The organism is Bacillus cereus (assembly GCF_015071065.1).
Taxonomy (GTDB): Bacteria; Bacillota; Bacilli; order Bacillales; family Bacillaceae_G; genus Bacillus_A; species Bacillus_A cereus_BA.
In genome coordinates, this window is the sequence record NZ_VOVA01000006.1 from 102,222 (window position 1) to 115,998 (window position 13,777).

Here is a 13,777-nt window from a genome sequence, read left to right on the forward strand (position 1 = left end):
TATTTTTTTATTTTGTATGCCCTTTCTTACAGAAGATTCCCTTATTTCAAACTGAATTATAAGTAGAATACATCACTTTCATTTTTTGTGATAAAAGATTATTTTATTCTAAAGCGAAAAAAACAATTGACAGAATACTCAATAAAGTTGTAAGATTATAAATGGAAAATAAATGAAGGGGGTGTGCGTAATGATTGTAATCGTAAATGTAATGGGCTTAGCTCTGTTAAATGGCGGAAAACATTCATATCATTACGCAACCCGTGCGGATATATAGGACCTTTTTGTCTTATGAGAAGCGTACGTTGCGTATATCGTAACGTACGCTTTTATGCATTCTATTGCATATCGTCAAGCGGCGGTATGCTTTTTTTTGTTTATTTTCCTTGTACCCATGCTTTGTATGGTTACTATAAAAATCAGAATTTGGAAGGTGGAAAAATGTGATGAAATTGTACGACTTACGAAATGTAAATGTGATGGATTTGGATAGCGGATAAAGAAATGTGGGTCAAACGAGAACGAGAAAGGAGAGGTTATATTGTTTTCAGTATTACTAAAGTTAAGCTGGTTTTTTAGGGAGCATTGGAAAAGGTATAGTATCGCAATTGGGGTGCTTTTAATTGTAAACGTGATAGAGGTAATTCCTCCGAAAGTGTTAGGAATTACAATTGATAATATTAAAACAGGAGCCTTAACGAACGAGGCGATTATGCAATATATTTTTATTTTACTTGGGGTAACGATTGGTGGGTATGTGCTTACCTTCATTTGGCAGCACCAACTATTTGGTGGTGCATTCGTACTTGAGAAAACGATGCGTTCAAAATTTATGGGGCATTTACTTAAGATGACACCGACGTTTTATCAAAAAAATCGTACTGGTGATTTAATGGCGAGAGCGACAAATGATTTAAAAGCAATCTCCATGACAGCAGGTTTTGGTATATTAACGCTCGTTGATTCTAGTCTATATATGCTTACAATCGTTTGTATGATGGGCTTTTCAATTAGTTGGCAGCTAACATTTGCTGCGCTTATACCGCTTCCGATTATGGCGTATGCGATGAATAGATACGGAAAGAAATTGCATGAAAGATTTACAGTCGCGCAAGATGCGTTCGGGGATATGAACGATAAAGTGCTCGAATCAATTGCGGGTGTACGCGTGATTCGTGCGTATGTACAGGAGAACGCTGATCAAGAAAGGTTTCATCATTTAGGAGATGACGTATACGAGAAAAATATGAGAGTAGCAAGAATCGATGCATTATTCCAGCCAACTGTGAAAATGCTCGTCGGTCTTAGTTATTTAATTGGTTTAGTGTACGGTGCATATCTCGTATTCCAATCAAAGCTGACACTCGGTGAGCTCGTTTCTTTTAACGTCTATTTAGGGATGATGATTTGGCCGATGTTTGCAATTGGTGAATTGATTAATGTTATGCAAAGAGGAAATGCGTCGCTCGACCGTGTAAATGAAACTTTAGCTTATGAACCAGATGTAAAGAATCCGAAAGATCCAAAGGTTGTACAAGAGCCAGATTACATTCAGTTTGATAACGTTACTTTTTCATATCCTTCATCAATTGAAACAAATTTAAAAAATGTTTCGTTCTCATTAAAACAGGGAGAGACACTTGGAGTTGTTGGGAAAACAGGAAGCGGGAAAACGACGCTCGTTCGTCAGCTTCTTCGTCAATACCCACTTGGAGAAGGTGATATTGCGGTTTCTGATGTGAAGCTAGATAAAATTACGAATGATAACGTACTTGGATGGATTGGGTATGTACCTCAGGAACACATTTTGTTTTCAAAAACAGCGAAGGAAAATATTTTATTTGGAAACAGAGAAGCGACTGAAGAAGAACTTGAAAAAGCGATTGAAATAGCTGCGTTTAAAAAGGATTTAGAGTTTTTACCAGAAGGTTTAGAAACGCTTGTTGGAGAGAAAGGTGTTTCTTTATCAGGTGGGCAAAAGCAAAGGATTTCTATTGCGAGGGCTGTTATTCAAAATCCGGAAATTTTAATTTTGGACGATTCTTTATCAGCTGTTGATGCTCGCACAGAAGCAGCAATTATTGAAAATATACGAACAGAAAGAAGCGGGAAGACGACGATTATAACGACGCATCGTTTGTCAGCGGTGCAGCATGCTGATTGGATTCTCGTTATGGATAACGGTGAAGTTATTGAAGAAGGTTCGCACGAGGCGCTCGTTCGAAATGGGGGCTGGTACGCTGAGCAGTTCGAAAGGCAGCAAGGTGAAAGTGAAAGTGCGGATAGTGGGGTGAAAATATGAGTGTTTCAAAACGGTTGTTTCAATATGCGATGAAAGTGAAAGGGCCGATTTTTGCAGCGATGGCAATGCTATTTGTTTTCGTCATTGCAGAACTCGCGGGTCCTTTCGTCGCAAAAACGATGATTGATGAGCATATCGTTGGAATAGAGAGACCTTGGTATGAAACAGAAAAGAGTGAGGATGCTGTTTCATATAATGGCGCCTTGTATAAGCGAAGTGATCGCTTTGAGGAAGGTGAGAAAAAAGGGAAAGAAGTCCGAGTGATTCAAGTTGGTTTTCAGTACTATTTTGTACCGAATAAAATAACGCTTGAAGGAACTCGTTCTGTTAAGGGTGATATAGTTACAGTAAAAAGTGGTAAGGCAGTGCAAGTGTATAAAGTAAAGCCATTAACGAAAGAAGAAGTATTTGCGTTTTATAAACCAGAAATAAGTCGGTTACTACTACTTGGCGGTGGATATTTCGCTTTATTAGTAGTCGTATCATTATTTGCATACGGAAAGCAGTTCTTCTTACAGAAGGCGGCAAACAAAATTATTCAAATTATGAGAGAAGACGTCTTTTCTCATATTCAAACGTTGCCGATTCGTTATTTCGATCATTTACCAGCAGGGAAAATTGTATCGCGTGTAACGAATGATACAGAAGCGATTCGTGACTTATATGTGACAGTGCTTGCGACATTCGTCTCTAGTATCATCTATATTATCGGGATTTTCGCTGCGCTATTTTTACTTGATGTGAAACTCGCGGCGCTATGTTTACTTATCATCCCAATTTTAATTGTTTGGGCGATTATGTATAGAAAGTATGCGTCTGTATACAATCATAAAATGCGTTCGCGTTTATCGGATATTAACGGAACAGTGAATGAATCGATTCAAGGGATGCCAATTATTCAAGCATTTCGTCAAGAGCGTGAAACGAAGAAGGAATTTGAAGAACTCAATGGTGATTATTTTAAATATCAAAATAAAATTTTAAATTTAAATGCAGCAACTTCGCATAATTTAGTGTCTGTATTAAGAAACATAGCTTTCACAGGCGTGATTTGGTATTTCGGTGGTGCTTCATTAAGCGCTTCGGGCATCGTTTCACTCGGGATACTTTATGCTTTCGTCGATTATTTAACGAGGTTATTCTCGCCAATTACGAACATGGTGAATCAACTTGCTAACTTAGAACAATCGCGTGTTGCATCAGAGCGTGTCTTTGAATTGCTAGAGGAAAAGGGAGAGGCAGTAGAAGAAGAACGTATGCCTCGCTTAACCGGAAATGTGAAATTCGATAATGTTTCGTTTTCTTACAATGGAAAAGATGAAGTGTTAAAAAATATTTCTTTTGAAGCGAAACAAGGGGAGACAGTGGCACTTGTCGGCCATACTGGATCAGGAAAAAGTTCAATTATGAATGTGCTCTTCCAGTTTTATGAATTTCAAAAAGGGAAGCTTACGATTGATGGTCACGATGTAACAGAGATGCCGAAACAAGCAACACGTGAACATATGGGAATTGTATTGCAAGATCCGTTTTTATTTAGCGGGACAGTGGCATCCAATGTAAGCTTAGAAAATGAAGGAATTTCAAAAGATCGCATCGTAAAGGCGTTACGTGATGTTGGTGCTGAAAGGTTTGCAAACAACATAGATGAAAAAATTACGGAGAAAGGAAGTACACTTTCAACCGGAGAACGTCAGCTTATATCGTTTGCTAGGGCACTTGCTTTTGATCCGGCGATTTTAATTTTAGATGAAGCGACTTCCAGTATTGATACAGAAACAGAAGCGATGATTCAACAAGCGCTAGAAGTTGTGAAAAAAGGACGAACGACGTTTATTATCGCTCATCGTCTTTCAACAATTAAGAGCGCTGATCAAATTATTGTGCTTGATAGAGGAACGATTTTGGAAAAAGGTTCCCATGATGAATTAATGAAAAAGCGCGGGCGTTATTACGATATGTACAAAACGCAAATGGAAGGAAACCAGAGCGCTTAATTTTTAGAAGAACTTGCGATTTTCGCAAGTTCTTTTTTGATCGTATTGTCCATTGAGAAGTTAATATATTTCACTGGCAGGAAAACTTATAAATAAGTAAGTATTGTTTTACCTTTTTCTTTATAAATGCTATATTTAAAAATGTTACTTATTTTTTGTATGTAGCAGTATTTTTCCATTTTGTTTGATTATGAAGAAAAAGGTTAAACTAAATAAGAACATTTTCATTGAAAAATTGTTCGAAATTGCATACAATCAATATAGTTTTTAAATTCCTATCAGAATACTTGGAGGACTACTATCATGAAAAAATTATTTTCAGTGCTTGCAGTAACTACATTAGCGATTGGGATTGTAGCCGGCTGTGGCAAAGAAGAGAAAAAAGATACAGCTAGTCAAGATGCATTACAAAAGATAAAACAAAGCGGTGAACTTGTAATTGGAACAGAAGGTACATATCCACCGTTCACATTCCACGATTCAAGCAATAAATTAACTGGATTTGACGTTGAATTATCAGAAGAAGTTGCAAAACGTTTAGGTGTAAAGCCTGTATTTAAAGAAACACAATGGGATAGCTTACTTGCTGGTTTAGATGCAAAACGTTTCGACATGGTTGCGAATGAAGTTGGTATTCGTGAAGATCGTCAAAAGAAATATGACTTCTCTAACCCATACGTTTCATCTTCAGCGGTATTAGTTATTGCAAAGGATAAAGATAAACCTGCTACATTTACTGATGTAAAAGGATTAAAAGCAGCACAATCTTTAACAAGTAACTATGCAGATATTGCTAAGAAAAATGGTGCGGAAATCACTAATGTAGAAGGCTTTAGCCAAGCGGCAGAATTATTAAACACTGGTCGCGTTGATTTCACAATTAATGATAAGTTATCAGTATTGAACTACTTAGAAACGAAGAAAGATGCAAAAATTAAAATTGTAGACACAGAAAAAGAAGCGTCACAAAGTGGATTCTTATTCCGTAAAGGTAGCGACAAGCTTGTACAAGAAGTAAACAAAGCGTTAGAAGATATGAAAAAAGATGGTACGTACGACAAAATAGCGAAAAAATGGTTCGGTGAAAATGTATCTAAGTAGTGCATTGATGTCAGATCGATTGTCTACTTGGATGGATATTATGCAGACTTCCTTCGCGCCTATGCTGAAGGAAGCCGTTTTTACGACAATTCCATTAACGCTTATTACATTTATTATCGGTATTATACTCGCGACGTTAACAGCGCTCGCGCGTATATCAGGTAGTCGTATTTTACAATGGATTGCTCGTATCTATGTATCTATCATTCGCGGAACGCCACTTCTTGTACAGTTATTTATTATTTTCTATGGTCTCCCAACTCTTAATATTGAGGTTGAGCCATATACAGCAGCAGTTATTGGATTTTCATTAAATGTAGGTGCGTATGCATCTGAAATTATTCGTGCTTCTATCCTTTCAATCCCGAAAGGACAGTGGGAAGCAGCTTACACAATTGGGATGACATACCCGCAAGCATTAAAACGTGTTATTTTACCGCAAGCAACGCGCGTATCAATTCCGCCGCTTTCAAATACATTTATTAGTTTAGTGAAGGATACTTCATTAGCGTCGCTAATTTTAGTAACAGAAATGTTCCGAAAAGCACAGGAGATTGCGGCAATGAACTATGAGTTTTTAATTGTTTATTTCGAAGCAGGTCTTATTTATTGGGCAATTTGCTTCTTATTATCTATCGTGCAACAAATATTAGAAAAACGTTCAGAACGTTATACTCTAAAATAACCCTTTCATAAAAGGAGTTTTTGTTTTTATGATTTCAATTCAACATTTACAAAAAAGTTTCGGAGATAATACCGTACTAAAACATATAGATTTATCAGTTGAGAAGGGCGAAGTTGTTGTTATTATCGGGCCATCTGGATCTGGTAAAACGACATTCTTGCGTTGCCTCAATGTATTAGAAACACCAAAAGCGGGTGTTATCCGTATTGGCGAGAAAGAATTAGATTTCTCGAAAAAAGTGACGAAAAAAGATATTGTAAACCTTCGTACGCAAACAGGCATGGTGTTTCAGCAACATAATTTATTCCCACATTTAACAGCACTTCAAAATGTAATGGAAGGGCTCGTTACAGTGAAAAAGATGGGAAAAGAAGAAGCAAAGAAAAAAGCGAACTATTTCCTTGAAAAAGTTGGTCTTGCGGATAAAGTGGATTTATATCCGTTCCAATTATCAGGCGGACAACAACAGCGCGTCGGAATCGCTCGTGCGCTTGCGATGGAGCCGGAAGTATTACTATTTGATGAGCCAACGTCAGCTCTTGATCCTGAACTAGTTCAAGAAGTTTTAAAGGTTATGAAAGAACTTGCTAAAGAAGGAATGACGATGGTCATTGTAACGCATGAGATGCGCTTTGCTCATCAAATTGCGAACCGTGTTATTTTCATGGATGGTGGTGTCGTTGTCGAACAAGGTACACCAGAAGATGTATTTACAAATCCAAAAGAAGAACGCACGAAGAAGTTTTTACAAATGTTGCAGTAAATAAGAAAGGTCTCAAGGCATATGCCTTGAGACCTTTTTGCCATGTATATTTATTTTTGGAATCCGCCAAGGCTTTGCTCAGCCATTGCAACTAAACGTTTAGTAATTTCTCCACCAACAGAACCATTAGCGCGAGCCGTAGAATCTGCTCCTAATTGTACACCAAATTCTTGAGCGATTTCGTACTTCATTTGATCGATTGCTGCTGTTGCACCTGGTACTACTAATTGATTGTAAGAACTTTGGTTTGCCATAGGAATATATCCTCCTTAGAGTTATAAAAGTTTTTTTGGTTGGACTAGCTGGATTTGAACCAGATTATCGCCCCGTTTGGCGCTAATCCATCGGTAATTAAGTTTGTACTCATAGTATGGATGTTACCTAGAAAGATATACGAAATAATAATTTGTAAATTTTGTAAAAAAATCCTCGTTATTTTGTAAATTATGAAATAAGAGTAATCGTTGTATTTTTAAGAAAGAAGGCTAAACTAAGAGCGAAATCATATGCGTTTTTTTCTTTGTATAACCAGCTTGGCTTACAGCTTAGTAAAATAAAAAGTAAATCGGCAACAACTGCATAGTTCTGTTTTAACCAGGGATGGGGAAGAAAAAGGAACTGACCGCTCCTATGCAAGGCTAGATGCTCTCTTCCATCTAAAAAAAAGAGTCTTTTTAATTGTTTTTAAACGATAACGTAATGGAGGAATCATGATGGGAATTTGCCCGCTTTGCAACGCACTAGAATCACAAACATATTCTTGTCAAAATTGCCAAGGAATACTCCAAGATTATGGGAAAGCCGTAGATTACATAGACGATTACAGTGCATATATGGATCAGGAATTATTAAGTGCGGTAGACGGTTTAACACATAATAATTCAAATGAGTACTGCAATCATATTTTTTATTGCGGAGTATGTAATGTGGAAACAGAAGTTGTAGTGAAGTTTGTATAAAGTGAAACTTTAATCAGTGGGGGTTTTGTTCATCCCCCACTGATTATTAGCCTTCACCAATCGGGCTTTTACGGGCAGCCCGACGCCCACCTAACTTCTTTGCTCCAGCCGAATTTTGAGGTGGGAGTTTTACTGCCCGGCGAATAGCGGGATAAATAGAAAACTTCCACCTTATGAGTGAGGTGGAAGTTTTTGTATTTGTATTTGCGAGTTAATCATAGGGGACGGGATATTTCCGGTGTTAGGTGCAGGATTTGATTGTATTTGAGATGTTTTTTCTTTCGGACCGCACAAAGAATGTTCAGTTAAATAGATGGCATATTCATAAAATAATTGGCGCGTAAGTTCACTTTGTTCTTTTAACTTTTCATCTTGGAATACAGTGCGCCCCGGTTTAGAATTTGCTTCAAATAGCCACGGATTTTCCGCGGTGTCTAAACCAATGTCAAAACCAATTTCTCCAATGTTCCCGGTTACTTGCCCATCGAGTGCATAACTGATTTGTAAGGCTGTTTGTTTTAGTTTATTTTCAATTTGAACTTGCTTTGTTGAATCCGGAAACAGTTCCTGAAGTAATTTTGTATCACCACCGCTATTTACATGAGTTGTTAAGCTACCTTTGCCGGCGATTTTTGCGACGATTGCACTGACTACCCAATTACCAAAATGGTTTTTATTTGTATGAATACGAAAATCGACGGGTTGACCTTCGAAGCGGAGCAGTGAGATACCTTGTTGTACGATAAACTTTTTTAAATCATGTCCTTTTAATACATGGTTCAGAAGTGTTTCTAATGATTGATACTTTCTTAGTTTATTTTGTTCATTTTCACGATAACGACAATAGTAGCGATTATCAGTTTGAGAATAGAGTATTTGATGGATATTTCTTCCGAAGCTACCGTGTATTGGTTTCATATAAATGTACTTATACGTACCGAGAAGTCGTTCTACTTGTTCAAAATGTTGAAACACTTCTGTATTTGGTAAGAATTGTTTAATTGAATCTTCTTTCATTAAAAGTTGATGCACTTCCCATTTGTTGAAAAATCCCGGATTAAACCATGGAATCGCATAGTCGCTTTCTAAACGTTTTTTTGCTCTTACGATAGGTTTGTAATTTTCTGCTTGGCGATTGGGTAAACGGTCGTAAATGACATTTGGTAAAGGGACTTTGTTTTTTACCCATTTGCTTTCTTGAAAGAAGTACCCTTCAATTGTTTCCTCTTCCCAGTTTATATGTTGAATGCCAAAGACAAATACAAATGGCTGCAATGTGAATGGTGGTGTTAGTAACTCACCGAGGGAGATGGAACGATTTCCTAAGGGAGAATTAGAATCATCGTTAAAGCCAGTTGTGAAAATCCCGATTAATGGACCGAAAACAATTGTTTGATTTTGTATGAAGGCATGGATTGTTGCTGAATGCGGTAGTAAAAGTTTAGCTGCAATTTGTTCTCCAATAATGATTTCTCGAGTGAATGAATAATGAATTTTAATATTCTCACATGTAATATAACGTAAGCCAAAGGAAAGGGATGTAATTGGTGGTGTAATAGAAAAAACGTAAGGTAAAGTAATACTATTTGGATTCTCATCTGAAATACTTAATGTATATATGTGCTCTTTCAACGGGGATTTCCTCCTTTTGTTATGGTGTAAATCGGCTAAACTTTAATGGACCATGAAAAATTTGTTCAGCCAGTTCGTCGTTGTACCTAGTATAAACTTCGTAAGACGGCATCGTATTGACGTACATAAGCCAAATGGCACCTTTTTGATCCATAATGGTAGAAAGCTCTAATTCAAATAATGACGAATAGGACTGATCGAGTGTTTTAAACACTTCATTTACAACATCATGTAAAGCATTTTTCAATAATTGAACACCAGTTGAAGAAAGCAAATATTTAATTTTGGAAAATGGATGTAACATGGACCGCTCTGTTACTGAAAGTAAAAATTGCGCTGGGAATGAAGACTTTTGTATGAATTGACCGAGCACTTTCCAAGTCTGTTCTTTATTTTTTTGCATAATGGTTCGAATATGAATTGGATATGATAGTTGATTTGGAGGTTGTAACATCGGATGGATCATATAACGGGATGAGTGTACGTTACATTTGCACCATGATATAAATTCATCTGTCCGTTTGAATTGCGTAGAGGTATGATGCTGTTCATTTATTGTATTGATATGAAATGTTTTGTTTTTGTAAGTGACCCGATATAAATTTTCATTGGAATGTATATTGAGAGGTCGTATAATAATATCTCTTGTTTCTAGTAGTAATTTGAAAATTCCTTGTACGGTTCCTTTTTTTATTTTTGGTATGTAAGGGGAAAGACGTTTGTTAGTAAGAAAAAGATTGTGCAAATCACTTGGATTAATAAGCGTGTTATTTAAAAAAGTAGTGGAAGAACGTTTGTGTAATGAATGAATAATTGGCCTTGCTTGTTGGAATTCCTCCTCCTTTTTGAAATGACAACGATCATATATATATGAAGGAATGGGAAATGTTTGATCGATCCAATTTCCTGTATCTGTATCGTAAATAAGACCGGAAACAAGATCTGTCTTTGAATCAATGCTAAACGGTGTGAATTGGGCGACGACGCTATGATAAAGACGAGCTCGTTTAGCGATTTCGGTGTAATACATTTGCTCGTGATGAAATTTAGAAGTTAAAAGACCAAGAACCAACGAAATCACTCCTTTATTAACAGGATGTTTGCATAATAGGCGAAGCTATATATTGCAAATACATTTTTATACCATTATACTTTTGTCCGTATGACGATATGCTATAGTTTTGGAGAAGTGAAAGGTTGATAATGATGAATATATGGTTAAATATGCTAACAACGACAGGACTCGGGGCGATTATTGGAGGATACACAAATCATTTAGCAATAAAAATGTTATTCCGTCCTCATCGTCCTATTTATATTGGGAAGTTTCAAGTTCCATTTACGCCAGGGTTAATTCCAAAGCGTCGTGATGAGCTTGCTGTCCAATTAGGGAAAATGGTTGTAGAACATTTGTTAACACCAGAAGGAATCGGAAAGAAATTAACAAATGAAGAGTTTCAAGCCAGCTTAATTCGCTGGGCACAAGTGGAAGTTGATAAAGTAATTACAAATGAACAGTTGTTACGGGATATGTTAGAAAAATGGAATTTAGAACATGTAGAAGAAGAGGTGACTCAAAAAATCGAACATGTTATTACAGAAAAAATTCATGCATTTTTAGCAGAGTACTATACATATACATGGGAACAGGCTTTACCTCATTCTGTTCATGAAAAGGTAGAAAATGCGATTCAAAATGTCGCATCTTTTATTTTGAATAGAGGAATTAGCTTTTTTGAAAGTGAAGAAGGAAAAGCACGCCTTTCAAAAATGATTGATGACTTTTTCGCTTCCAGGGGAACGTTGCTTAACTTAGTTGGTATGTTTTTAGGGAATGTAAGTTTAGTGGATCGTGTGCAGCCGGAAGTCATTAAGTTTTTAGGACAAGATGGAACAGAGCAGCTTTTAAGTGATGTACTGCAAAAAGAGTGGGAAAAGTTAAAAGGAAGAGACGTAAAAGAATTAGAAACGTTCGTAGAGAAAGAAATGATTGTGAGCTCTATATTGTCAGCGGTTAAAGTAGAGGAAACAGTGAGTAGATTTTTAAATCAGTCTGTGCAACAAGTATGTGAGCCAGTTCGAGAAACAATCGTTGAAAAAGTGGTCCCTAGCGCAGTAGAGAAAGGCTTGAAGTGGGGGACAGAAAACGTGGAGAGTATACTAAACAATCTACACCTTGCGGAAATTGTCCAGCAAGAAGTTTCTACATTTTCAACAGAGAGACTAGAAGATCTCGTATTGTCCATTACAAAAAACGAGTTAAAAATGATTACATATTTAGGAGCGTTATTAGGAGGAACAATTGGATTTATTCAAGGCTTGTTACTCTTGTTCCTTACGTAATAAAGATGGGTGCATAGAAATAAAAGTGAAATTTCTTCACATCTCTTGCATAGTTTGATATGGTAAGAAGAGGTGCATATGTAAACGCACTTAAAAGGCAGTGCGAGCGAAAAGCGCTAGCCTTCTAAAGGAGGAAAAATAAAATGACAAAAAACATTCATGATGTTGCATATGAATTACAAAAAGCAATCGCTGAAAATGAAGATTTCCAAACATTAAAAGCAAGCTACGAAGCAGTACAAGGAGATGCAGAGTCAAAGAACTTATTCGAAGAGTTCCGCATGGTGCAACTTGGTTTACAACAAAAAATGATGCAAGGCCAAGAAATCACTGAAGAAGATAATCAAAAAGCACAAGAAGTTGTAGCTCGCATTCAACAAGATGCAAAAATCACAAAGTTAATGGAAACTGAGCAACGTTTAAACATCGTTATTACTGACGTTAACAAAATCATTATGCAGCCACTTGAAGAATTATATAGCGCGCAACAACAAGCTTAATGATGGAAGACGCTCCTAGTATAGGGGGCGTTTTTTTTGTGTAGGAAATTTGATAGTCCTTCCACAAAAAAAACCTTCAAAATAGCCATGTGTTAGTGACTATTTTGAAGGGGATGTATGATGTATCTTTCAATTTTTCTTTTACATATATAATTATTTGTTGAAATACTCAGTTCTAATATTCTTTTCCTTCAAAAACTTTTCAATTTCTTTTTGCTTTCTACCATTAACTTTTTCAAAGCGCTTTGTAAAAGAAAAATCTGCATTGAATAAGTTACCATCTTGAGCGATTTTTTCTATTTCTTGATCTAGTTCTACTGAAAGTGCTGTAGACGATGAAATAAATTCATAGATTTCTTTAGAAGGCTTTTTGTAATCATCAGGTATAGTATTGTTACTAATAAAATCATGGAAATTCGCATCATTTTGTTTCGCTAAATCGATTAGTTTTTGTAATTTCTCTCGGTCGGATTCAATGACATTCTCGTCAGACATGGCTGATGAAAGTGGAACGATGTTTTCAAATAACTCTCCGCTATAATCCAAATAACTTTTTATACTTTGTTTCATTTCATTTTCATTAATAGTTTCATTTTTCTTTGAGGAAGTGAATATATGTTCTGGAATTTTAATAGTAACATCTTTAATAGATTGTACATCGTTTTCTTCGTTAGATTGTGCGCTGTTTGAACAAGCTGATAGAAATAAAAGGGTAAGCAACATAAGTGAATATAAAGTATATTTCTTCATTTTAATCTCCTTTTTCATTCATTAATATCTTTGTAAAATGGCCAAATTCCACTTTAAATATTTTACTAAAAGTGAGTATACATGTTTTATCATTTGGTAAGATATCACAGAGATTAGTAAGCCGATGCAAAAAGCTACAAATACATTATAAACATTTGAATAACTGATTTGATGAAACCCTTTAAAGAGGCCTACTCCTATTAATAAGATAGGTGAAATGATTAATAATGGAGTGGCAATTATAAGTGCTAGAAGAAGCGGTAATAGAAAGAGTAATACGAAAAAGGCGATAATGATAAATATAAAGTTTAAAAAACTTAAGCTCATAACAGAAAATAAAGCGGTTATAATGTTTTTGAGACTTCGTTTATTGTCAGCGTTGCTTATTGCATATGTAACATTAAGTTCTTTAGCGATAGTTTTAGGGTTTCCTAGTTTTTTAGAAATTTCTTCTTCAGATTTTCCATCCTGTTTACCACTGATAAAATGAGTTTCATACTCCGAGATAATATCCTTCTTTTCTAAATTAGGCATATTCCTTAGGGAGGAACTAAGTTGTTCTAAAAATTCACTTTTGTTCATTACAATCACTTTCCTTTATAAAATGATTAATCACATCTGAGAATCTTTTCTATTTTTTTATAAACAGCACAACCTTTCTGCAACTTTTGAAATGGATATATACTAATTTCAGTCCATATTCCAATTAATGGTTATTCAATTATTTACAAATATACCACTTACT

At 35.9% G+C, this 13,777-nt stretch carries 13 protein-coding genes; 8 read left to right on the plus strand and 5 right to left on the minus strand.

Annotation, left to right across the window (positions count from 1 at the left end; all coding sequences use genetic code 11):
- Positions 1-541 precede the first annotated feature (541 nt).
- From FT637_RS17430 to FT637_RS17450, 5 genes are all read left to right on the plus strand, one after another.
- Positions 542-2,302, plus strand: coding sequence for an ABC transporter ATP-binding protein (locus tag FT637_RS17430; RefSeq protein WP_193647361.1), 1,761 nt, complete (start codon positions 542-544; stop codon positions 2,300-2,302).
- A complete protein-coding gene (locus tag FT637_RS17435; protein WP_193647362.1) occupies positions 2,299-4,299 on the plus strand; it encodes an ABC transporter ATP-binding protein in 2,001 nt (666 codons plus the stop codon). The genes FT637_RS17430 and FT637_RS17435 overlap by 4 nt, the downstream gene beginning before the upstream one ends.
- A gap of 303 nt (positions 4,300-4,602) precedes the next feature.
- Positions 4,603-5,400: an amino acid ABC transporter substrate-binding protein gene (locus tag FT637_RS17440; RefSeq protein WP_193647363.1), complete on the plus strand. Its 798-nt coding sequence runs from the start codon at positions 4,603-4,605 to the stop codon at positions 5,398-5,400.
- Positions 5,387-6,085 carry an amino acid ABC transporter permease gene (locus FT637_RS17445; protein WP_193647364.1) on the plus strand — a complete coding sequence of 233 codons (699 nt, stop codon included), beginning with the start codon at positions 5,387-5,389 and terminating at the stop codon, positions 6,083-6,085. The genes FT637_RS17440 and FT637_RS17445 overlap by 14 nt, the downstream gene beginning before the upstream one ends.
- A 28-nt stretch (positions 6,086-6,113) precedes the next feature.
- Positions 6,114-6,848: an amino acid ABC transporter ATP-binding protein gene (locus FT637_RS17450; protein ID WP_193647365.1), complete on the plus strand. Its 735-nt coding sequence runs from the start codon at positions 6,114-6,116 to the stop codon at positions 6,846-6,848.
- A gap of 50 nt (positions 6,849-6,898) precedes the next feature.
- On the opposite strand, the gene sasP is transcribed toward FT637_RS17450, so the two are convergent.
- Positions 6,899-7,102, minus strand: a complete 204-nt coding sequence (gene sasP, locus FT637_RS17455) for a small acid-soluble spore protein, SasP family (RefSeq protein WP_000013349.1) — start codon at positions 7,100-7,102, stop codon at positions 6,899-6,901.
- A 459-nt stretch (positions 7,103-7,561) separates the two neighbouring features.
- Between sasP and FT637_RS17460 the strand changes: the two genes are divergently transcribed.
- Positions 7,562-7,807, plus strand: a complete 246-nt coding sequence (locus FT637_RS17460; RefSeq protein ID WP_002159132.1) for a hypothetical protein — start codon at positions 7,562-7,564, stop codon at positions 7,805-7,807.
- Between the two features lie 171 nt (positions 7,808-7,978).
- On the opposite strand, the gene FT637_RS17465 is transcribed toward FT637_RS17460, so the two are convergent.
- Together FT637_RS17465 and FT637_RS17470 are read right to left on the minus strand one after the other, a co-directional pair.
- Complete coding sequence (locus tag FT637_RS17465) at positions 7,979-9,439, minus strand: YheC/YheD family protein (RefSeq protein ID WP_193647366.1); 1,461 nt, start codon at positions 9,437-9,439, stop codon at positions 7,979-7,981.
- Positions 9,440-9,458: 19 nt separating this feature from the next.
- Positions 9,459-10,511, minus strand: a complete 1,053-nt coding sequence (locus FT637_RS17470) for a YheC/YheD family protein (protein WP_193647367.1) — start codon at positions 10,509-10,511, stop codon at positions 9,459-9,461.
- A gap of 125 nt (positions 10,512-10,636) precedes the next feature.
- Here FT637_RS17470 and FT637_RS17475 point away from each other — a divergent pair, with 125 nt between their 5' ends.
- Positions 10,637-11,782: a DUF445 domain-containing protein gene (locus FT637_RS17475; protein ID WP_193647368.1), complete on the plus strand. Its 1,146-nt coding sequence runs from the start codon at positions 10,637-10,639 to the stop codon at positions 11,780-11,782.
- A gap of 143 nt (positions 11,783-11,925) precedes the next feature.
- Positions 11,926-12,282, plus strand: coding sequence for a YlbF/YmcA family competence regulator (locus FT637_RS17480; RefSeq protein WP_193647369.1), 357 nt, complete (start codon positions 11,926-11,928; stop codon positions 12,280-12,282).
- A gap of 153 nt (positions 12,283-12,435) precedes the next feature.
- Here FT637_RS17480 and FT637_RS17485 read toward each other — a convergent pair whose 3' ends face one another.
- Positions 12,436-13,032 carry an NDxxF motif lipoprotein gene (locus FT637_RS17485; protein WP_193647370.1) on the minus strand — a complete coding sequence of 199 codons (597 nt, stop codon included), beginning with the start codon at positions 13,030-13,032 and terminating at the stop codon, positions 12,436-12,438.
- A 21-nt stretch (positions 13,033-13,053) separates the two neighbouring features.
- Positions 13,054-13,614 (minus strand): HAAS signaling domain-containing protein, encoded by a 561-nt coding sequence (locus FT637_RS17490; protein ID WP_193647371.1) that lies wholly within the window; start codon positions 13,612-13,614, stop codon positions 13,054-13,056.
- Positions 13,615-13,777 lie beyond the last annotated feature (163 nt).